Origin of the sequence: Bradyrhizobium sp. NBAIM01, from assembly GCF_020194115.1 — a bacterium.
Lineage (GTDB): Bacteria > Pseudomonadota > Alphaproteobacteria > Rhizobiales > Xanthobacteraceae > Bradyrhizobium > Bradyrhizobium yuanmingense.
In genome coordinates this window covers 940,391-962,079 of the sequence record NZ_JADYVU010000001.1, presented here as the reverse complement: position 1 = coordinate 962,079, position 21,689 = coordinate 940,391, and the positions used below count along the sequence as shown (strand labels likewise).

Here is a 21,689-nt window from a genome sequence, read left to right as displayed (position 1 = left end):
CCGTTTTGAATGATATGAATCATCCATGGACGTAGGCGCGTGTTTCTCCGCAGCGAGTGCTATTGCCTCTGAACAACGCAAGGTATACACTGTCGGAAAGTTTCCGAGGATTTAGCTATTCGGAAACTTTCCGAGGATTTAGCTATGAAGACGATCTATTTGACAATCACGGCTTTATTCCTGGCCGCGGCGGCGGTTTCGGCAGCAAGCGTCCCTGCTAACGCCGGAAATTCGACTTGCGGCGGCGGCTCTGGCTGCTAACTAGCGCGTCGGACAGAACGTTTTCTCCAAGCCTGTTTCCCCTTCGAAGCGATCTATCAGCTGCGCGACTTCGTCCCGCTTTTTGCTGCCAAGTTGCGTGCAAACGTAGAGCCTCAACGTCGCGAAAGACCATTGCGCGACTGTAACGGGCTCCCGACCGTTGGGGCCTGTAACCCATACGATAAGCTCCGGTTTCTTGGGCGATTTGCCGAGCGATCGCTGCAACGCCTCAAGGGCGTTCTCGACGGGGCTCGACCTGATAACTTGTTGGCCTGACAGCTGGAGGAGAGCGGCTACCGGTATGTAGCGATATGTTGTTGCTTTGCTGTCCGGTCTCGGCTCCTCCTGTCCTCTCGAGTATTGAGTTGAGAAAAAGCTGCCAGCTTTCGCAGCGGCCTGAACGTACTGGCCGTCCAAAAACAGGGCCTCTGCGAGTTCAAGGACGACGAGATCGAGCTCCGGATTTTCGATATTCTTGTCCTTCTTCGTCTCGAGCGCCTTGGTAAAGAACAGAACGGCTTCTTCTGTGCTGCCAAAGCCATTGTTCTTGGACTTCGCTACTGCGACGCGACCGCGGACAAGATAGACCTCAGGATCTGGCGCTCTCTCGATGAGCGCATCGAGTGCTTTTTCAGAAGTGGGAAGATCGCGCCTTGTCAACGCGGTGGCTGCAGCTTCTTTGAGTAGCTTGACGATGCGATCACGATCACCATCACCATCATGGCTGTCCGCCAATTGCGACGAAAGACGCTCGACGGCGTCTGTCAGCTTGTTCTCACCAATATCCAGCCGAGCGAGCAGCAACTGAAGGCCCGTTGATCGTTCGCCTCGCTCGAGTGCTGAGACCGCCTTTTCCCGGGCCTCCGCGCGACGGCCCTGGGAATACAGGAGCTGAGCGTATGTTTCCGCTGCTCCGGAGGTGGTGCCGGCGCGCTCAAACTCCTTGGCAGCCTCCTCGAACTTATCTTGTTTGAAGAGAATCTCCCCAAGGTCCCGATGCGCAAGGCCATGCGCGGGATTACCCGCGATAGCCATTCTAAAGGCTCTTTCGGCCTGCCGGGGGGCGGATAGGCTCTGAAATGCTGTGCCTAATTCATAATTAAGATTGGGATTGCCGGTCGCGGCGCGCTGTAGAAATCGCAACGCAAGATGGGGGACATTCCCTCCCAAGAATCTCAGGCCCTGCTCGGACTGCACCCCTATCCCGGCGTCCCTGGAGCTAGATGCGATCTCGACGATATCTGCAGGATATTGATTGATAATGGCGCTGACACCGCGTGTGAGCAAATCATAATATTCGCCCTGATCGTCACGGAATGTGCTTGGTGTGCCGCGATAAGCTACCAGCGGAATGCGCAGCGCCAGTCTTGACAATTGCGGTTCAATCGAGATCCCGCCCTCGTCCGCCGCGATACGTCCATCGATGCGCCATTGGTTTGGGAACTGCTCCTGCGCCTCATCCGAGCAGAAGTCAGACGCAAGGTCCTGCCAATGCACTCCCGGAACCATTACGAGGCGAGACTGGAATCTATAGAAAATCTCCTGCTGGAGCCGAGGCCCCAGTTGACCCGTGCTCTTTACACAGCCGAGCGACAAGCCGGCCGAACTGCCGTCGCTCAGCGAGTTCGTGAACTGAGCGCGGACGAGCTCAGAAATCTCACTCAGCGAACCGAACCGTAAACCGTTCTCGTACAGGATCGCCACCGGACCAAGTCGCAGAGGACTCGATGTCGATGTGCGGGCGAAGCCCGTCCAGACCGTTGCTTCTCCGAGGCGATCTATCTTGCTCGCAAGAAATAACGTGCTTGGCGCAGCTTGCGGAGCGGCGCGGCCGATAGTTGCGATGGTGTCGGGGTTTGCCGATAGTATGAACCTCAAGACCTCGGCGGCCGTCTGAGGCGTGATGCCTTTGTCGGTGAGACGTGAATCAAGGATGAGGGGATCCTCGATGACGACATGTTTGGAAATGGAGGCGCCGGTTGGATTCTTCGATTGTGCGGAGGCGTCGGAAGCTTCCAGCACGAAAAGAATCGGCAGGGCGACGGCTACAGCAAGGCTTCGAAGCAAGGTCATGTTTTCCTCTGTATATCGCGCAGCTACTTTGCCCCTCGCTTCGCGCCGCTTCGAAGTTTACTCCACTCACCATTTATTGCAGTCGCCAACGCTTTCGCGATCTGTCCAAACCCGTCCCTGGCTTCTGGATTCGCCCCAGCCCTGTCGACGGCTTTCCTGAGAAAATCATCCTGTTCATCCCAGGGATGACCGGCCTGCCAATTGACGGAATTTGCACCGATCGAGACACCGATAACATACTCGGCGAGATGATCGGGCCAAGCGAAGCGATCGACTTTCCGCGACTGGGCCTCTCTGCAGATCTTCTCGTTAGCGGACATGAAGTTGACCCGACCTTCGTCTGGCTTCTCTTCGAACGTGGTTTGCAGCTGGGCTGCAAGGCTATCGGGAGCTCCGTAAAACCAATCATACTTGGTGAAGTCGAGGCCTGGGAATTTTATGCAATCGGCGAGCACCTGATTATTCTTGGCAAGGCTTGGTTCCTTGCGGATGATGGTGTGAATTAGCTCTACCGCAAGCGAATCCTGCAGGGCCGGAAAAGACTCGTTGGGGCTGAGGTCTCGCGGCGGGTAGGTTTTGTATCTGGCTTTGGGATCTACAAAGTATTGGACGTCAACGCGCTGACCGTGTTGAGTGATCACAAGCAACGCCGGCTTCAACGTGAAGTAATTTCCGTCCAGTTCCACGCGGATGATCAACAGGTATAGCCGGCTGAAGTTCAGCTTTCGAAGCCACGCCAAGTATTCTTGATCTTTCAGGAGCTCCTTTACTTTCTGCTCCTTTTGCTGGGCAGGTAACGACTGATCCTTGAAGAGCGCTTCTCCTACGTCGCCCCATTTTTCCCTTGCCTTGCTGTCGTCGAACACCTGCGGTGCTGGATTCAGCTTGCCTCTAACGTCTTTGTTGATGGCCTGCGTGAGTGGGACGATTAAATCGGACAATCTATTATTCGCCTCTGGCGCTAAGGTCTGACGAGAAAAAAAGATATCGATCCTGACCGGGGCAGGAGGAGCTTCTGTGAATTTGACTTCCTTGCCCTTGAGCCATTCTTTTATGGTAGCGGCTGGGCGTATGTAGCCCGTTTGTTGATTCGCAACGCCTTGCACGACGATTCCTACGAGGTTTCCGGAACGGTCGAATAAAGGGGAGCCGCTAACGCCCGCGTTGATTGCCGCCTTCACTTCCAGAACATCCTCCTTACCCGCAGAGATCCGGGCATCGAGGCAAACGAGCGTCTTCTCAAGTCCAATAGAGTCCGTCAGCACCCTCAGAACATCGTTGGTCGGGCTGAAGCTCGTGACAAGCTCGGGGATGTTTTCCGGTGCCACACCGCCGAGTGGCCCTTTGACCTGCAACAGCGCGAGATCGACTTTCTTGTCCGCATTCTTGTCGATCAAAGCCAGCGGAACGGATTCAGTCTGGTCCCATGGTCCAAGACGCCCGCGTACAGCGTCGGGGGGCAGCCCCTCGATGACATGCGCAGCGGTAAGCACATGGCCTTGGGGGGAGATTACGACACCGAAACCCTTTACGGCACCCTGCGCGTTCTCGATCCGAACGACCACGGGACCGCGGATCGCGTTTAAGGCCGCGTCATCCAGGATATCGGCTTTCGCCACGGCGCAGTAGAGGAAGGCCTGCGCCATCGGAATGACGAAGAGCGAAAAACGGAAAATTGCGCCTGCGCGGCGGCCTCGGGCGATGCTCCATCGACCCCGGTAATGCCGCGGGCTCTCACTTCGTACTCGACCAAAAACGGTCATTTCGCCTAAGCCTAATTTACTCGTCCAATATCAGTCCAGAAATCGCCAATGCGATCGTAGGTTGGCCGGATAGTCCGGAGCCGCCAAGCTCGACTGTCCAATCGCCCGAAACCGGGCCATCCACATCGACGCGCTGTACGTTGTCCCGTTCGTTCCACCCGGTTCGTTTCGCGCCCGCAGTCGGATTGTTCGGGTCCAACGACCAAGGGTAATGTGGAGCGCCCCGATTATCAGCTAGAAATAGTTTGATGTCCATTACTCGCGCGGGCTGGCGATCATTGAGGCCGGCTGCATTCGGTTTGCCGGCCGGATCGATCCAGGCCACTGTCACCCGGATACTCTCACCGAATGCCTTCCCCTTGAACCGCAGGGGTTGCTGGTTGACGAGTGACACCGTTAACAATTTTCCCGAATCGCCTGCCACGAGCTTGCCGGCTGCCTCGGCATCGATGGCCCCCCAGCCGATCTGGTAGGTCGGTCCCTGAAAAGGCGAAACGGCGGTGTGTATCAATGCGGCCTTCAGTTCGTCTGATCGCAGCGGCTTGTTCCGCCGCTTTTCGCTCAGCTCCACGAGCAGTGCACCGATGCCCGAAGCTGCCGGCGTGGCCTGAGAGGTTCCACTCATTTGTTGGTAGGCGTGATTGTCGAATCCTGTGACCAGCCATTGCACCGTAGGGGAGTTGAGCTGGGCGCCGTTCGCGATCAGATCAGGCTTGATCCGGCCGTCGTCGGCAGGCCCCCAACTGCTAAACTTTGTCACGCGAACGCTCTCTGCCGTCACCGTATTGACGCCGAGTGACACGTCCTCCATGGCGCCCACTGTGATGACGTTCTTGGCAAGACCGAAGCCTTCCAACGTGTCGTATCCGTCATGCTGGGCGTTGGATGGCCGCTTTGCGTTCGAATAGTCGTGCAGCTGCGGCACCCAATGTCGCCCATCCCACCCGGCAGATGCATGGGGGTCGAGAGTTTCGCTGCGTTGGTTTCCCGCCGCGACAAAGATGCTCGTATTGGGATGGCGAAGTGCAATATCGTCGATGGCAGCGGAGTCGGTCGAGTACTTCCCGAAGAGATAATCTTCGGTCTCGCTGACGGCAGGGGCACCGCACCACAACCAATTGCCGGCGGGAGACCAGCCACGGCGAGACGTATAGGAATGATTGGTAACCTGAGGAGGCGCTATTCCGCCGAGCACGCTTTCAATCTTGTTCAAGTCATTGTTGTAATCGTAAGATATAACGTGGACCTTTGGAGCCATGCCGCCGGCCTGCTGGTCCTCTGCTACGCCTGCGGCAGCGATCGTGCCGGCGACGTGGGTCGCGTGGGCATTCGGTTCTCCTGGGTCGCGCACTTCCACTCGTCCAGTGAATTCGGCATGCGATGAAAGCACTGGACCTTCGTCCCAGAGTCCGACCGTCACGCCCTCGCCAGACAGGTCGTAGAGCTTGCGAAGCGCTAATACATTGTGGGTCAGGTTCGCATTGTAGTTGAAGGGAACTACAGACGACGTGACAATTGGCTCGTTGATCCTCTCTGTGGATTCCTCGACAAATCCGACCTTCTGGTGGGCGATCAATGCTGTGAGCAGCGGCAATTGTTGCTTCGTCTCAATCGACAAGACGCTCATGGCGTGACGTGTCACCTTCGAAACCAGTGATGCCAAGTCTTGGGTTACGCCCTCGATGTTGGATGGGGACTGGAGGGTGACAAGATAGGTGCGTTCGCGAGAAGCGGCGGAAGCTGGTGCTGTATCGGGTTCCGGCGATTTCGAGGATGTGCTACTTGTCAGCTGGCGGAGTTCGGCTCGAACCGCTGCAGAAAGCTTTTTATCGGCGCTCTCCTCTGCCCGACAGTCGGTCATCAAGGCTCCCAAAAGAAGGATGAAGATGAAGAGGGTTTTCATCACTTGGCGGTCCTGAAACAGCAAATGCCTTTCTCAACTGAAGCGCCCGGCCGCAATCGCTCCTCCGCTGTCTCCGGAATCTGACATTTAGCGATGGCCGAGCTTGAATTGAGGCTTCATATAATGCGAGTATCCGGCTATATTGCAACCATAAACGTGCGCCCTATACTCTGGCCAATTTGCGCTAATCGTCAGCTTCGTGCAGCGTCTTCCGTGGCGAAAGTGCAATGAAGGTTTCACGTAGAGGGCAAGTTTACGCGAGTTTCTCCCGGTGGATGCTTGTCGCAGCCAGCGTTGCGACGAGTGAGTTTTTTACGCCTGTCGCAACCATGTCGATCGCGAACGAATCTATCAAGATCTACGGCGTAAACGTGCATTTGGGCCCCGACCCTAAATGCGAGGTCAGCAATTTTAGTCGTGAAGTCCGTACCAGGGTTGCGCCCTTTGAGCAGAGTGCCTCGCTCGGTGAAATCATTGGCGAGCTGGCGCTGCTAGCTCGGGCGCAAGGGGCGAACATGCTGCACTCGATCCGTGTCTTGTCCGCAGTACCCTATCAGGGAGCCGATGTCGCCGGCGTAGCAGTGCGGTGTGAAGATGCGGATTCAGCCCAAGCAACCACGCTGCCCACCCGGGACAAAGAACTTGCCGCAGTCGTCAAGGCAGCAACCGGTGCCGTCGTATACGCGCTACCAGATGCAGCCGACCTTGGCCCGGAACGTTCGATCGATCAATCGAGATTGGTTATGATTCGCGAGCTCGATGTCGCCGCGACTGAACAATTGCGTAACCTCATTGCTTCCGCCGATGCCGCAACCGGCCCGGTCAAATCATGCCCTTTCGCTCCGAGCATTGCTTTCAAGTTTACGGCCCTCGGCACCGAAGCTTGGTGGCTGGTTTCGTACAACTGTGAAACCGCCATCTTAGCGCGCCGCAACGACAACTGGCGGGGAATTCAGCCACTCAATCTCAAGGCAGACGTACTTGCAGCATTTCAGAAGCTGGCAAAGTAGGGGGAAACGATGACGCGAATAGTCGTTTTGATTGCGGTGTGCTGGTGCTTGTTGGCGGCGAGCGCTTCAGCTCAGACGATCCATGCCGTCCTCGTTGGGGACACGACGGACCCCACAATCGGGGTCGGGATCACCGAAAATCTCAGGAAGATGCGGAATTTTTTTCGGCAGGCGCAAACCGAGGGAGAACTGAACATTGTCGTGACGGAGGTCAAGGATGCTGCCTTCAATTGCCCGTCGATCGTGAAGGCGGTGAAGGCCTTACCCGTGCAGGCTGACGACACGGTGGTCTTCTATTACTCAGGTCATGGATTTCGACGCGTTAACACGCAGACGCAGTTTCCCGAGTTTGATTGCCGACGAACCCAGGATCCGGATCGTGCCGAACTGGCGGGCGTGGCCAACCTCGTCTTGAAGCCGCCTGCCGGTTCGACGACGCCACCGCGTCTCGTGATCGCGATTGCCGACACTTGCAATCGGCAGATCGAGTTACCTGAGCAGGCGGTGGGGCCCGCAGCTGCCGGCGTAAGACCGAGCCGCAAGGCCGCGTTTCGCCGCCTCTTTCTGCAATACAGCGGGACGTTGATGATGTCGGGATCGACGCCAGGAGAGTTCTCCTGGTACATGAATTCGGGGCTGCAAATCGGCGGATTTTTCACCAATCAGCTGCTGCGCGCGATCGACAGCAAGATGGCGACTCAAGTCGCAGACGTTCGCTGGGAAGATATCGCAACGGACGCCAGCAAGAAGATATTCATTCCCCGCCCGGAGGAAGAGACGACGCAGACGCCGCAATTTGCGATGCTGAATTTAAGCGCCCAATCGGCGCCGCGCTGAATCGTATCGAGCGGGTTGGGCGGGCGATCGCTAAGCGCCCGCTTGCATCTGGCGGCGCCGACTCCGAAGATCGAGAGGAACTTTGGAGCCGCTCATCGGCACCCAACTCATGTCGAGGTCCCTTTGTTCTGACCGCCCGGCGAGCGCAGGTTGCGAAGCTTCCTCGGTGCGCTGGTCGCAACGGAGAGGTCTTACTGCAGAAGGCAGTCCCGGTCGCTGCGAAGGACCAACATAGTAGTTGACCAAGCGGCGGCGCGTCTGGCGCGCGGCAGAAGAGAGAATCAATCGTCGGCCCCTAAAGGTGCCGACGTCCCTTAACAACTCGCAATGAAGGGGGAGGATTATGCAAGTGGTACCAACGAAATTTGGTGTACTTGGAATCACGGCTTTGTTGCTTTACTATCCTGTGGGGGTGGTGCAAGGCGCCGATAAACCCAGTAGTTATGCCGCGTTTGTTACGGCGTTGAACGCGCTCGCGGTGTCAAGCGAAGAGGCGATTCAGAACGAACGCAACGCAGCGCGTCTGGAATTTGTCAGGCAGCAACTGACAAAAAAGCTGCTGGCGGCATTTCCTTCCGATCCCGGCAAGGCGCGAACTACAGATCCGAACGATACATTATCACTTGACGGATTGAATGAGTCTGCCCTTCTGTGCAGCTTCCGCGCCGAGAAGATTGAGGTGGTAAAGGGCATATCCGGTCGTGACAGTGGCGCGTCGGTTACGATTGACCACCTCAGCACAGTCGCGCAGCAGAATTATTTGACTGCAGTTGCCGGGCAGCTGCAGGCTCTCGCCGCGCCCAGCAAGGCGGACGATATCTTTTCCGCGTTCAAAATGCTATTCGCGAACTACCAGGTTTCGGTGTCCGCCCAGCCGACAATTGCAGATGCCGATCGGATGAAGATAAAGAAGAGTTGCGAGGCCGACTTCAGGGAGTTCGATATTGCCTACTTTGGTGAGAAGATCCCTGAACCGCCCCCAACGGGCCCGCAAGCGGCCGCCGTAGCGATAGGGCCGGAGCAACTGAGCCTTTTCGGACCGATTGGCTCGTTTGCCGGAGCCATCGTAGGCCTTGTTGAGCCAATTCTTGTCGGCTTTGCGAATCTTGCTGACGAGTTTGAAAAGAAGCAAGCCATTCAGACTTTCCTGAAGAATCCATCAAACCAAAACAAGCTCCGCGAAGCCGGAGTTGGTTTGGGACGAACAGGCTCGGATTTTCTGTTTGTCAAGCGGCTCTCGTTGACCGGGACTTTCGCTGAACAGATCGCCGCAGTGAAAGGCGACTCACTCGATTTGAAGTCGAAGCCGATCCAAGAAGCCTGCCCGGCACCCTATTCGGCAATGTACGCTCGCGGTGCCGATGGATTGCCAAGTGCCCAGTTCAGGCGATGCTACCGTGCCGTATGGGGCCATTTCGAAGACGGCATTCTCGCGGCATTGAAGACGGCGACTATGTACGATCAGCTTGCTGACGCTGGCGACACTTCAACGCAACTGAATGGCTATAAGGCCATGATGGGCGATTTTTCGAAGATCGTCGATGATAGCGGTCAGGTCGATCCTTGGGGAACCGTCTCGAAAATGCTGACCTTTGCCGGCGCAGTCAAAGCTGCATCCTCCGAGGATAGTCTGAAGAAGCTAAAGGATTCGCTGGATGCGGTGGCCAAAGGAAAGTAGTTGCTTGCGTCAAGCAGGTGCGAGTGACCGTCGCCAAGAATATGGCCGGTGTGCTCACGAGAAGGATGACACTCGAGTGTTGCCCGATTCGATATCCAGCCGCTTGAGAACCTGATGTTCGAACCCAGAGGCAGAGCGCAGAGGGGGGCACCTCCCAACTTGAGGCCGGCCTTTAGAGGACCCCGAGTCGCGGTTGACACTGATTGTCCAGAATCCCCAGTCCCGCCTTGTCTACACGGTGCAACGACAAGCCCGGTCGCGATGGGGTCCGCACATAATCGAGGAATATGGCCTTGGTGGCCGTCTGCTCGGCGTTAGTGAGCCGATTAGGCCGCGTTGAAAGGTGTTCGCGAGCTAAAGCACGTTGTGCGCTTCTGAGCTCGTTAGTCCCTGCATGGATGTTCCACGCCCAGGGTTCGCTCAGCGAAAAATCAAGTGCTCCGCTGACTGATGTTCGGCAAGACGACCTTTGCGGCCAACAGCGGTCGACCGGATCGTTGAGCCGGAGCCCCGCGCTCAATCATTCGGACGGCGAAATGACCTCACCTTCACGGACTGGCGCTTCCAGGCTCCGGACTAAAATGTCGCTAATGGGCTGCTTCTCGGTAATGCGTTCTGGAGGCTCTAAACGAATTTGCAGGTCATCTAGATCGTGGACGCCTATCCCGTCACCAGCGAGCTTTGCAAGATACTCCAGTAGATCATCCTGTCGCGGCTGTCCGAATGCGAGCCGATAGATGGTCAAACTTTGCTTGAGCCACTCCAGCCGAGTGACCTCGCGGCTGAAGGGCAGCATCGGGACTCGTCGTTCGATGCGAACAGAACCCTCATAGATCCAATACGGGACGATATCAGCATGAGCTTCTGACTCCGATCTTGCCCGTTCGAACATGTAACTCCATGGATCGAGCGGAGCCGTAGCGCTCGCCCTTACGGACCCGATCTGACGTTCGGCCAGGTTCAAACGGACGGCGTGGTTTTTGAAACGATGGATGCGCCCTTCACGCTGCTCCAGGTCGACCGGATTGCTCGGCAAATTCCAGTGATAGATGCGGTAGCAATATGGATGGAAATCGAGACCTTCCTGCCCGACGGAAGTGGTAGCCAGAACGAAGGGCTTAAAGGGAGAATTGAACGCCTCCCGCACGCCACTAAGCCGAGCCACAGTGCCTTCCTCATCGCGATAGTCAGCGAGGCGCACCGCAAATCGACCACGCATCTGGAATTTTGTCAGCTTGACCAAGTCTCCGTCGAGCTGAACGTCATCCACGTCGATCTGCGAAGGCCGCACTGACAGTGCCGATGCCATTGCGCGTGATACGCCTAGGGCCCGCTCCTCGGGCCCGAGTGAACTCAATCCCTCCGCGTCGACCAGATAGTGCGCGTACTCGTCAAGGACTGCCTGGAGATTGTGATCCACGCCGTACGTCAGCACGCGATGCCAATACCGGTCGTCGGTGCCTCGGCGCAGCAGAGCGATTGCATCGGGCTGATTGAACAATGAGCGAAATGCCCAAGCAATCTCAGCGGATGCCCGCAACAAACTTGGGTGGTCCCAAGAGAGTTCGGGCGCGATCCGCCGCAAGGCACGTAGACTGCAAATGGCAGGGCTTCCCAGCGACAGGTCGACCAGCAAGTCAAGCTGATCGCTAACGACGCCTGAGAAATCGCTCCTGATGGCCGCTGCACCGAGTTCGGCAACATGCTCTCGGAAACCATCTTCGTTCGCTAGTCCGACGATGCCATCCGATGACGAGAGCCACGCGTCGACCGAAGAGCCAAGCAGGCGATCGATTATTGCAGGGGCAGCCCATTCGGGAATGAGGACTCCAGCAGCATCTTTACCGGCCGCCTGTTCGAGCGCGGCGAGCGCGGGCCGAAGCCGTTCCGCAATAGCCTCTCGCATGGCTTCTTTGGTCAACTGCTCTTGTCTTTCTGCGAAGACCACGAGGGGATCGGCCAGTTCGGCGAGCTGCGGACTAGGATAGATCAACAGGAGCGCCCGAAGGCCAGCCAGTCTGCCTTGATCCTGCCGAAACTGTAGCGGTCGCAATCTGTTTTGCTCGAAATATGGTCTGCCAGATTCTCCGACACCCATCCGTCGCTCAGCTTCGTAGGACAGGAGTGCCGCCACTGCATCCGGAACCATCGACCACGACGAGAAGACGAGTGATTTCGTGGGCGGAGGAGACGATCGTGCCGGTCCATAGTAGGGCATGGACGCCGGTATCCAGAGATGCTCCTCGAGCTTCGAGTTGAAAACGTCGTCAATCAAGGCCCTCATCCGACCGTTGGCGGGCTCCAGCGGCTCGTAAGCATCGAGGAGCTCGCGACTGAGCATTTGGGGCCGGGCGACTGCCAGAGCATCGCGCAGGGCGGCTGAAGGTTTGGCCGCCTGCTCCGCGAGAAGACGCTTCAAACTGTAATCGCGCATGAAGTTCAGGAGATAAGGCGCGGACTTCCAGTATTCGACGATTTCCGGAGCATCCAGAACGCGCGAGATGCTCGAGACCACGGCGGCCTGCGCGAGGTCTGCCGGTGCGATCGTGAGCGACATCTGCGGCTCTTCGACCATCGAGTCCCGGTCCTTCGTGCTTCCGACCCGCTCGGTCCGGGCTATGACACGCCGAAGGCGCTGCTCGATGCCAGCGCGACATTCGATGGCTGCGCCATGGGAGGCGGGCAAAGCCTGCAGCATCGTTCGGAACATCCGCATTTCTCGCGAAAGCTCCGCGGCCACGACCGATCCCCGGTCGCGACCATAGAGAAAGCTCAGCGTTTCGAGAAAATCCGCGTAATGGTCGCCATCATCGGGTGCATCGCCGGCTAGGGTCAGCATGCGGTAAGGCGTCGCCGACAAAAGCAGTGTCCTGGCAGCATGACCCTCCGGGCTAGAATAATCGAAAAGCTCCCGAGCGAGCATCGCCGCATCGGAATCCCCATGGAGAAGATCGCGGAAACGCTGAAACTCGTCCATGATGATGAGATCCGGCTGGAGCGCATCGACGCAGGCGTGAGATAGCTTAGCGCGCAGTTTAGCCACCACCGCGTTGCGTGGTTGGGTCATTTCGATAGGATATTCTTTTCTTCGACGCGGGAACATGTCGCAGACCCGCTCCAATTCCGCGAAGAGTTCGGAATCGTCGATCACCTTCCCTCGAAAGCGCTCGATTATGTGAGTGTCTACGCCTTTCAAGCTCATGTTGTCGACGGCACTGTCCCAACCATCGTCACCGGCGGTCACCTGAAGGAGATTGCAAAGTCCGCGCGGGCGTGACACGGCGTCGGCAAGCAAGCGGAAGAGCAAGGCTCGTTCCGGGGCGATGCCGGTGGACGAGCGCAGATCAAAGGTCGTTCCCGGGGTCAGACTTATGAAATTGACCTTGTTCGAGTTCAAACCTCCGTTGCCCAAGCGCGACTCAGCCTCGCTTCGCAGCTGAAGAGGCAGCAAAGTCATGCGTGTCGGCAGGGACAGCTCACGACGGCCGAGAACATTCAGCCGATTAATGTTCTGTGCGGCAATGGCCTGGTTCGAGCAGATGTAGAGAATGTCGATCCGTTCCGTCGTATCCCAGAGATGCTCGATCATGCGGGCAATTACGCCCCGAGCGACCATCGTCTTGCCGAGTCCGACCTCGTCCGCGACCAAAAATTGCAACGCGGGATCCGCCTGACTGTAGAGACGTTCGAAAACATAATCGACTGTGCGTCGCTGAAATGCCTTGAGCGGCGCCAAAGCGGACGCGGCCTTGAAGCGTTCGGTAACCATGATTAGCTCTCTACAACTTGCGCCTGGGACTTGGTACGCAAAGCAAGCCGAAAGGTTTGCCAAAGGGCGTGGAACTCCGGAGGTATTGGGCTCCCGGACCCAGAATCGGTTTCTTCCAGCCGTTCGACCAAACGCTCGATCGCCTCGAGGCGATCCTCTCTTCTACAGAAAGCGCGCACCATCTCTTCGAGCAGAGGCTTGTCGTCCTCGCTCGAGCGCCAGCCTCCGTGCCTCGCGTCCTTCTGTGCAGCCAAGGCAGCCGCGAAGGGATCGCCGAACTCGGCAAGAAGCAGACGGAGGTAGCGAAAGAAGGCATCCTGGTTGTGGATTATTGAGCGTAAGATCGCTGCATTTCGTCCAAGCGGCAGCCCTTCTAGAGTCAATCCCGTTGCAAACAGCAACGAAGCCCCCGTCTCCCGGTCGACAACATGGCAAGCCAAAAAGTGCGTGAGATCGATTAGGGGCATCGCTCCAAGATCGACGGATTCGCCACATTTCAGATTTTCGAGCGCATTCTTCTCGTGAGTTTCTCCTCGGGTGATGGGCCAGACGCGAAGTGACCCAACACCGCCAAGGAGCAGAGGCTTGGCCGGCTGCACGGTCATCTCCCACAGACCTGCAGCTTCGTCTTCCGAGCCGAGCCGCCTGCACGCTAGCTTCAATCCGCCGCCGCATATTTCGTGGCGCGCTTGATCGAGTCTTGCCTCGGCATTCCGTTGTGCTTCGTCTTCATTCCTCCACTCTTCAGGGACGAATAGGCGCGTAAGTCTGCCGAACCCTTTATCGCCAAATATACCCTCGATACTCCCCACCTGCGATCGCCTGCCGCTCAGGGTCGCAAACAGCTCGACGTTGCGCCCCGTGATCAAGGCTGGTCGGGTCGCATTTCCCGAACCAACCGTGACCTCGGTATCCCAGCCCCGTTCGACGACGAGGATTTTCGCGTGCAATCCTTGCAAGCTGCCGGAGTCGGGTTCCTCTCCATCCTCAGCCGTCGTTACTTCATCCATCACCGCGACCCGGCTGAACCTATTCAACACGTCGCTCGACAAGCGACCGAGTTCGTCCGTGCGGCCGATCAGGAGAGGAGCTTCCATGCCGGCACGGTCGGCAAGCATGGACAATGCGTCCTCGTCACAAAAAGGAGAGACAATGCCCAGCCGGGCGCCAGGGTCGGGTCGCCACGGCGTACCTCCGAAACCGTTAGCGGCGAACGAGACCCGCTCGAAGGGCTCTGGCAACAACCAATCCACCCGGCGAATGTCTTCGACAAAGCCGGCCACCAGTTCGGTGGCGCCCGATGGCAGATGAGCCACTGCCAGCCCCGGAAGGCGTCGAATGAAATCGGCAACGGGACGATTCGTCGCTTGAGGCTTTTTGGCGACCAGCCCATCGAGCGTAAGCGCTACATCCCACGAGCGATCCCGCGTCAGATTTCGAGACATCACCAGCAAGCGGACGCGCAGTGGTTTATCACCGTTCGTGGACTTGAAACGAAGAGCCCACATCTTGGGATGAAAAGCTCCGCCTTTTGGGGCTGCAACCTCGACGATGATCTTCTCCAGGAGCGAGCAGAGCCGCGAGTGCGGGCGGGTCTGCACTTGGATATGTCCATGATCTGCGAAGACTAACAGGCGTCCCGCCATACGTTCAGCTCCCTCTAGAAGAGCCAAGGGGTGATCCAGGATTTCGTCACGGCTTTCTGCCGCGGAGAGGGCCAAGCTCACCGGGACCGCCAGAGCCGTCTCGAAATCCAGCGAGAAAGTGGTGGCGATGGCCGCGTCGAGCGCATAACCCGCGGGCGGCTGTAGGCTTGCTCCATAAAGCGTGCGACAGTCGGGATCTAAACTGGCCTTACTCTGCATCGATGAGATCCTTGAGGTGAGACTTAGCCTGATTCCAACGGAAGGTAAGGCGGTTCACGCCCGAGGCTCCGGTCCAGCGATCCCTCACGGAACGATTGATATATCTCGACTGCGTGGTTTTCAGCTGTCGTTCTCGCCTTTCCACGAGCCGGCGCGCCGCCGGTAGGTCGGCGATCTGTGGTGTGCCGTCTGCAATGAGTTCGAGCCACTCCGTGACGAAGCGCTTCGCGGTCGGCTTGATGCTGTGACCTGGATGCTTGACGGCATCCCAAAATTCGCCCAGCGACCAGCCGCGTGCAAGCGTAGGCCAGACCTCTTCGCTCCAAGCGGCCATTCGCCTCCGATATTCTTCGGCCCAGTCGTCCCGCTCGCGGAGCTCGCTGAGAGTTAGGTTGTAGAGCAGGGCGGCCCCATGCATGACCTGCGAGAAGATTTCGCCGTGGCCAACTAAGCGGCGCGCGAACCCTGGAAATTCGACGAGGCGCGGGTGAGCCCAAATGTAGTCGCAATCCACTTCCATCGCTTCGCGAGCGAGAAAGGCGATCAGCGATCCCGCTTGAGCGTTCACGAGGCGGTCGACGATAAACTGCGCCTCCTCGACAGTTAGTTTGAACGCAGCTTTCTGCAATAGATCGGCTGGCGCCGCAGGTAGTGTGCGTGCCCAGACTGCATCGAGACCTTCGCTGCCTCTGATTTCATCTGATTCCTCGCGCCCTCGCTTAAGGGCCGGTAAGGATGCGAACAGACTGTCGATGGAGCCTGGAAAAGTCCGAATGCGCCACTCGCCGAGGCCAGACCAATAGACCGAACTAGGTAGTCGTTGCAGGCGGGCGCCAGCGTCTCTGCCGATGATTCCTTTTCTTTCGCCGCCCGCGCTTAGTGCATCGGCGAGCCGAACCTCCAACCCGCGAGCTTCGGTCCTCAATTGGTTTTCGGAAAGGTCACGCCCCTCAAGCATACGCAGAATCCAAGGGACGAACAGCATGTACCGAAGGCGCGTTTGAATGGTGCTGGTGCCCGGAAATAGATGATCGGCAATTGAGTCGCGTATGCTTCCTAATCCAAGCTCGTCGCGTCCCTCCCGTTCATCCAGAAGAGCCATGATGCGGAGGGCGCGCTGCCGTTCCACTTCGTCGAAATCGATCCAAGCAAGAGATGACATCCAACCTCCCGGCACCGGCCCGAAATTTCGCGCAAGGGTTAGTCGCACGCCATCGATATGGAGATCGCTAAGAGAATAATGTGCAACTATTTCGGGTTGTGCTGCGCCGACGGTATGCCCGATTCGGCGAGAAAGCCAAAGGGGGCGAGGAGAATTCTCAGTCCAGGAGCCGCTTAAGAGGGGTGTGGGAGCGCGATCATTTCTTCTTGGCTTGGCTCGGGGGCTCGAAGAGGTTTGTAATGATCAAATCAGCTCATCGCCAATTCGTTAAGGATTAGAATACCCAGCGGGAGATGAACCTCAGCTTGCCACGGCAATTGCTTTGATGCATCCATTGCCGAGAATGTGGGCTTCACTCACTATATCCTCTGTATATCCTCTGTCTTGAAGATCAGCAGCGCGCTGCGATCCTGTTGGAGTTGACCGGTCGAAATGCGGCTAGTCCGCTAAGTCAAGCGGAATCGGCTATCTGTCGCTGATCAGCGTTTAGGGTGTGCGAGCCAGAACGTGCTCACAAAAGTGGAGCATCGAGTGGTTGCAGGAGTTTCCTTGGGAGATTGAGCGCGTATTGATAGCCTACACGCACCATTGACCGACATCCTAAAGGTCTGTCAGCTTTCAGCAAGCTAGCCCCGATACATGTCTCTTGGGTTTAGCGGGGGTGGCGCGGACGGTGCTGTGGCTTCCAGAGCAGTCGGGTGGAGTGTCACTTTCCGCTAAACTCACCAGCAGCGCGGATGCGGCAGGGCCGGACCTTCAACGCAGCCCACCTCGTCGGTGGGCTCCAAGCCGCGCCCGCACTGCTTCCCAACTCACGGGCTAAAACCCCGTTCTAGTTGATACGCTCCGTTCGACGAGCGATGACCTCTCGGTCAGTTTCTTCCGCTGCTTGAGGCTCGCTGTGTGGGAGTTAGCGGCGCGTCGTAGGGACAGCGCTTCCCCTGTGTATGCGTGGGGGCTATTCGAGCGCCGAGTTCAGGTGGCCGCTAACTTGATTGGTGCTGGGGGCGGGGCGGGGACAGCGCCTGCCCCAACCCAGCCCAACCGAAGACGTCGAGTTGCGTTCCCACTACCTGCCATCCGAGGCTGATCGCCAAAAGGTCGCCGCTACCTATCTTGGTAGTTGTTCTGGGGCATTCTTCCGGAGGATACATCCCCGCCAGCTTCTTGCGCTGCTTTGAGGCTGGCAGTGTGAAGTTGGCGGCACGTGGCAGGGACAGCGCTTTATCGGTCCACTTCAAAGCGCCGAGTCACGTTGCCGCTAACTCTCCCGCTGTTTAGATCGAAGGGCTATCGCCTTGAGCGGCCTGTCAAGCCCGTACTGGTGTGATCCTTCAGGCCATCGATCACCTTGAGCGCCGGTTCGAGTTTATCTCGAAGATGCTTCGCAATCCACAGAACGCCGCTCGCAAGCTCCTGGCGCTGATTTCCGCGCAGTGGGCGACTTTTTGTTCCAGGTCGCGTGTAGCGTCGAGAATCTTGTGCATGGCGCTTACTCCTCTGAGCAAAGTGGAGGTCAGCTCGAACATTGCAGGCTGACCGCATATTGATATGATATGCAAGTTGATGTGTGAACCCACCGATGCTGGTAGGTGTCCTCCGGTACTTCTCCGCCATACTGTTGGTGGCCGCTTGAGGAATTTGGGCCTCTTGGGAGCAAAGGTGGCCAGCTTACAGTCTGCGAGGACGGGCTGGCCGCCAAAGTTCGCGACGCAAACCAATTGGGCAGTCGGGGCCAACGGATGCGTATATTCGAGCAGCATATCACAGCCGTACGGTCGCAAGCGCTTGCGGTGCTTGCAGCCAATCTGGCCCGCGCGGCCGATCAGTCTCTGATCCTGGCAGATCGCCAAGTCGCGAAATTTGATGCCGAGGAGGCTCAAGCCGCATTAGGCACACTCGATTCTGTGAAGCCCAACCTTACGCCGAAGGAGGCAGGGAAGATCGCTGCTCGCACATGCGCGCTTCTACAGGGCGTCTCGTGAACGCAAACGCTGCTCGTTCTCAATCTAAAAGCGCTTTGGCAATCAACAGCCCTTCGCGGCCTCTCAAAATCGACGCAGCGGAGAGGCCCCTCGAAGGACAATTCCACACTGAGGTACTTTTGACCTTGGCTACATTCTAGCGGGCCGAGCTAGGCTCCGCTTCGGTTGAGGGGTGCTACCGGGGACTTGGGTGGAAATGAAGGTGCTGCTTATTACTCGCTAGGTGCCAAGTTGACACCCTTTTATCAATCTCCGGACGCCATCGGCGCTCGATACTTTCGGCGGCCATTTGTGCGGGATGGCGGTCGTCAGACCGCCATCGATGACGATCTCGGAACCGGTAAGATCACTAAACGCGTCGCTGAGCAGGAAAGACCGCCTGCGACACTTCGTGCGGCCAGCCTGCCCGTACCAGTGGGATCGGCAAAAAGGAGGGGTCGAAGCCCTCAGTCATCGGCGTGGCAATTAAGCCGGAATGGATTGAGTTGATGCGGACGCTCGAGGCCGCGGCCTCCAGTGCAGCGGACTTCCTTCGTTATGCCCCGCACGCCGAACTTGGAAGCGACATAGGCATGACGCCCGGCACTGCCTCGCAGCCCCCGGCGGGGCTCGCGGAATGGGTGCCGCGCATGCGCGCGTGTTGGTAGCTGAGGCACCAGGATGACTTTTCCGTCCACGCGTCTCATGACATAATCTTGTTCGTTTGTTCATCGGCGCCGCGGGGTGCCGATCTCGGTTTCGAGCAGATTGGGTAGCGGCGAGCCGCTTGTGGATCGGAGCGCGAGGAGAGGACGCTCGGCACGCGAGATTCTCCGGGAGAGAGCGAGCGAGATATGCTGTGCAATTCGCGCGCCGGCTAAAGGTCATCCGAGGTCTGCACCAGCCGACTCGGATGTTGCAGCTCGCGACCGCCACGTCGCTGTCTCGTGGGTTGCGTTTCCGACCATAAGAATGCGCCTCGGTTAATCTGGACAAATCAAAGCCGGTCACCCCCAGCAATGGCGATGTTGTTGCAAAACCTGGTGCGAGTGCTCGCAAAGAGAGCGCAAGGGCGCCCGCTCTCTAACCCTTGTTATGTCAGGCCTCTGACATCTAGATCTTCAATCGGACAAACGACAAGCCCAACAAATCCTGGATCGGAGCTAGATTAGTGAAAGCTGACGAGACCTTTTGACCGTCGGTCAGTGGTGCGTGTAGGCTATCAATACCCGCTCAATCTCCGACGGAAATTCCTGCAACCACTCAGACACGCTCTCAAAACTGTAAGCCGTCACGATTTCAGGATCACCCGGATGGTTCGGGCTGCTGATCATTGAGAAATTGTTGTCTGCGGACCACACCATCGTATCCTCATGGTGATACTCCGCGCCCGTGAGCGGACTGGTCTCAGTGTAGCGCCGAATGGCGAATGCGATGCTTTGCGCTAGCCCATCCGTCTGCTGGCCGTTTTGCCCTGCCATGTTCGCATGCTCCTTTTTGACGAAACCGGCCCTTCGATTGGCTGAGAGCATTCCTTGAATCCCAGCAAGTCTTCAATTTGGTATTACTGCGGATTGACGAAAAGCGAGCCTCTGATGATTATTGCAGCCACAGATTGTATGGCTGTATTGCGACAGACATTACAGGACCGAACGACTGAGCGAATTACTGTGCGCGGAAAGTAGCGGATGCGACTCGGCGCCCTTTATCAACCTGGGAGCCTTGATAAAGGCGCTATCCCTGCCGCATCCGCCCTTCCGGGGAGAAGTCAGTGGCTAGCCCTCCCCTGGAGCAAGGAAAGCAACGGTCCCGTTCGGGTACCCAACTAACTTCAGCAGTCAGGCTTGCTAAAGAAGCCAACCGCCCGGTCTTCCCGCGAGTTCGGTCACGGGATACGGTGGGTTTTAGCGGGGAAACGGTCTTGGGTGACCTACCCGTACTAGTAGACAAAAGTGAGCGACTTAACGGCGCTCAGCCTGTCAGTCTCACAGAACGAACAGAGCGGCGCGAACAGCGCGCTGATCTCACCCTATCTCTGCTTCAGTTGCCGCCTTCTGTGAAGGCCAAGCGCTCGCTCAAGCATCGGCTCGCCGCAGCATTTCATCACGACCGAATGACGCGAGCCGGAATGTCCTGCCAGCGTGAAGCCGCCCAAGCCAGGAACGGCAACGCGACTTCGGGCAGCTCATCCGTCAAGCGGAGGACGTCGATTGCATCGCCCCCACATTGCCGAGTGCATGCGCGAGGACATCGGAAGCATCAGTCTCGACGGCCGCAATGCGAGGTGCGAATTCCAGCTTGACTACACTGCTCATTCTAGTCGCTGCCGAGTCGTACGACCTTGACTTCGATACCCGAGATGTCTGTTACCTCGAAGGCTTCACCCGTGCGAATGAGCGTGACGCGATGGCCTTCCAGGAATGGCCACGGCAGCGCCTTGTAGTCGACGTGAAGATGGGGACACTTGTGGTTATGAACGGGCTCAGCGAATGCCCCCGCGCTGCACCTTATTGTCCCCATCACCACGGTTCAGATTTTCGCCATGAAGGTCACCGTCACAGCCCCGTCAGCCTGAGGCTCTCCGGGACTTAGGCCTCCCCGGAGTCACGGTATTGCAACTGGCTCACCGATATTGTCGGCTATGGTGCGCGACACGCTGCATGCCTGCGCGCCACGATTGTGGGATAGCATCATTCTTGTGATCCTGTCGGCGCGCCTTGCAGAGGCTTAACCGAGTTATTGCCAGGCCCGTGCATGCTCGTGCCGAGCTGGCCGTCGAGTTGGACGCGCGAAGCCGCCTCGGCGCGAGCCACAACGGCTTGCAGGTATGCGCTCGGCTCGACGGCGACCGTGATGTTCTGATGCATCTCAGCCTCGCCGCTTACACTCCCCTGCACCGGCAGGACGTTGACACCTGGCCGCCACCCCACGCCTGCGAGGGCCGCGTTGATCCCGCGCCGGCCTGAAGACTGAATGCCCGTATCGGCTAAAGGCAGCCGGCGGATGTCCGGCCTCAGGATAGCATCAGGATGCAGCATTCTACGCCCGTCGCCAGTCTTGGATTCGGGTTGTCAGAGTCGTAGTCCCAGAGAATGTCTGTATTGATCATGCCTAGGATCACCTTGCGACCGGTTAGCGCTCGAAGGCGGAACGCTCTGCAAGAACAGGATTGTCTCTAAACCTCGCACGGAGCAGCGTAGCCGCCGTGCCGACGCTGGCGATCTTGCCGAGCTTACTCGCGGCCCCTGCCGCGCCCACGGCTGCGTTTGCGCCACCCGCAATCGCGGCGCTACCCGCCGTCGCTGCAAGGCTGCGGACGCTTCGACCGCTGACGGGCTGAGCGTTGCGAACGCTTTGACGAACATGCCTCCCTTAGTCAGCGCAGCCACGGCTGTAGTCCCGCA

Annotated in this window: 11 protein-coding genes; 3 read left to right on the top strand and 8 right to left on the bottom strand. The window is 57.9% G+C overall.

What is annotated here, in order from left to right:
* Window positions 1–261: 261 nt before the first annotated feature.
* From I6F31_RS04365 to I6F31_RS04355, 3 genes are read right to left on the bottom strand one after another with little or no spacing between them, the layout of a single operon-like run.
* Window positions 262–2,334 (bottom strand): tetratricopeptide repeat protein, encoded by a 2,073-nt coding sequence (locus I6F31_RS04365; protein ID WP_225184782.1) that lies wholly within the window; start codon window positions 2,332–2,334, stop codon window positions 262–264.
* Window positions 2,335–2,357: 23 nt separating this feature from the next.
* The gene (locus I6F31_RS04360; RefSeq protein WP_225184781.1) at window positions 2,358–4,097 is read right to left on the bottom strand and encodes a serine protease; all 1,740 of its coding nucleotides are present in this window, start codon (window positions 4,095–4,097) and stop codon (window positions 2,358–2,360) included.
* Between the two features lie 16 nt (window positions 4,098–4,113).
* On the bottom strand, window positions 4,114–6,000 hold the full coding sequence (locus I6F31_RS04355) for a S8 family serine peptidase (protein WP_225184780.1): 1,887 nt from the start codon (window positions 5,998–6,000) through the stop codon (window positions 4,114–4,116).
* 227 nt (window positions 6,001–6,227) lie between these two features.
* On the opposite strand from I6F31_RS04355, the gene I6F31_RS04350 reads away from it, so the two are divergent.
* From I6F31_RS04350 to I6F31_RS04340, 3 genes are all read left to right on the top strand, one after another.
* Window positions 6,228–7,010, top strand: a complete 783-nt coding sequence (locus I6F31_RS04350; RefSeq protein WP_225184779.1) for a hypothetical protein — start codon at window positions 6,228–6,230, stop codon at window positions 7,008–7,010.
* A gap of 9 nt (window positions 7,011–7,019) precedes the next feature.
* The gene (locus tag I6F31_RS04345; RefSeq protein WP_225184778.1) at window positions 7,020–7,847 is read left to right on the top strand and encodes a caspase family protein; all 828 of its coding nucleotides are present in this window, start codon (window positions 7,020–7,022) and stop codon (window positions 7,845–7,847) included.
* A 343-nt stretch (window positions 7,848–8,190) separates the two neighbouring features.
* Window positions 8,191–9,525, top strand: a complete 1,335-nt coding sequence (locus I6F31_RS04340; RefSeq protein ID WP_225184777.1) for a hypothetical protein — start codon at window positions 8,191–8,193, stop codon at window positions 9,523–9,525.
* Between the two features lie 520 nt (window positions 9,526–10,045).
* On the opposite strand, the gene I6F31_RS04335 is transcribed toward I6F31_RS04340, so the two are convergent.
* From I6F31_RS04335 to I6F31_RS04315, 5 genes are all read right to left on the bottom strand, one after another.
* Window positions 10,046–13,294, bottom strand: coding sequence for a helicase-related protein (locus tag I6F31_RS04335; RefSeq protein WP_225184776.1), 3,249 nt, complete (start codon window positions 13,292–13,294; stop codon window positions 10,046–10,048).
* 2 nt (window positions 13,295–13,296) lie between these two features.
* A complete protein-coding gene (locus I6F31_RS04330) occupies window positions 13,297–15,159 on the bottom strand; it encodes a phospholipase D family protein (protein ID WP_225184775.1) in 1,863 nt (620 codons plus the stop codon).
* Window positions 15,149–16,321, bottom strand: a complete 1,173-nt coding sequence (locus I6F31_RS04325) for a DUF6361 family protein (protein ID WP_225184774.1) — start codon at window positions 16,319–16,321, stop codon at window positions 15,149–15,151. Before I6F31_RS04325 ends, I6F31_RS04330 begins: the two co-directional genes overlap by 11 nt.
* Window positions 16,322–19,487: 3,166 nt before the next feature.
* Window positions 19,488–19,817, bottom strand: a complete 330-nt coding sequence (locus tag I6F31_RS04320; protein WP_225184773.1) for a hypothetical protein — start codon at window positions 19,815–19,817, stop codon at window positions 19,488–19,490.
* Between the two features lie 1,158 nt (window positions 19,818–20,975).
* Window positions 20,976–21,323, bottom strand: a complete 348-nt coding sequence (locus I6F31_RS04315) for a hypothetical protein (RefSeq protein WP_225184772.1) — start codon at window positions 21,321–21,323, stop codon at window positions 20,976–20,978.
* Window positions 21,324–21,689 lie beyond the last annotated feature (366 nt).

Bases quoted from the DNA above. Each gene is read 5' to 3' on its own strand.
- I6F31_RS04365 (WP_225184782.1), bottom strand. From the start codon at position 2,334: ATGACCTTGCTTCGAAGCCTTGCTGTAGCCGTCGCCCTGCCGATTCTT.
- I6F31_RS04360 (WP_225184781.1), bottom strand. From the start codon at position 4,097: ATGACCGTTTTTGGTCGAGTACGAAGTGAGAGCCCGCGGCATTACCGG.
- I6F31_RS04355 (WP_225184780.1), bottom strand. From the start codon at position 6,000: ATGAAAACCCTCTTCATCTTCATCCTTCTTTTGGGAGCCTTGATGACC.
- I6F31_RS04350 (WP_225184779.1), top strand. From the start codon at position 6,228: ATGAAGGTTTCACGTAGAGGGCAAGTTTACGCGAGTTTCTCCCGGTGG.
- I6F31_RS04345 (WP_225184778.1), top strand. From the start codon at position 7,020: ATGACGCGAATAGTCGTTTTGATTGCGGTGTGCTGGTGCTTGTTGGCG.
- I6F31_RS04340 (WP_225184777.1), top strand. From the start codon at position 8,191: ATGCAAGTGGTACCAACGAAATTTGGTGTACTTGGAATCACGGCTTTG.
- I6F31_RS04335 (WP_225184776.1), bottom strand. From the start codon at position 13,294: ATGGTTACCGAACGCTTCAAGGCCGCGTCCGCTTTGGCGCCGCTCAAG.
- I6F31_RS04330 (WP_225184775.1), bottom strand. From the start codon at position 15,159: ATGCAGAGTAAGGCCAGTTTAGATCCCGACTGTCGCACGCTTTATGGA.
- I6F31_RS04325 (WP_225184774.1), bottom strand. From the start codon at position 16,321: ATGTCATCTCTTGCTTGGATCGATTTCGACGAAGTGGAACGGCAGCGC.
- I6F31_RS04320 (WP_225184773.1), bottom strand. From the start codon at position 19,817: ATGCTCTCAGCCAATCGAAGGGCCGGTTTCGTCAAAAAGGAGCATGCG.
- I6F31_RS04315 (WP_225184772.1), bottom strand. From the start codon at position 21,323: ATGCTGCATCCTGATGCTATCCTGAGGCCGGACATCCGCCGGCTGCCT.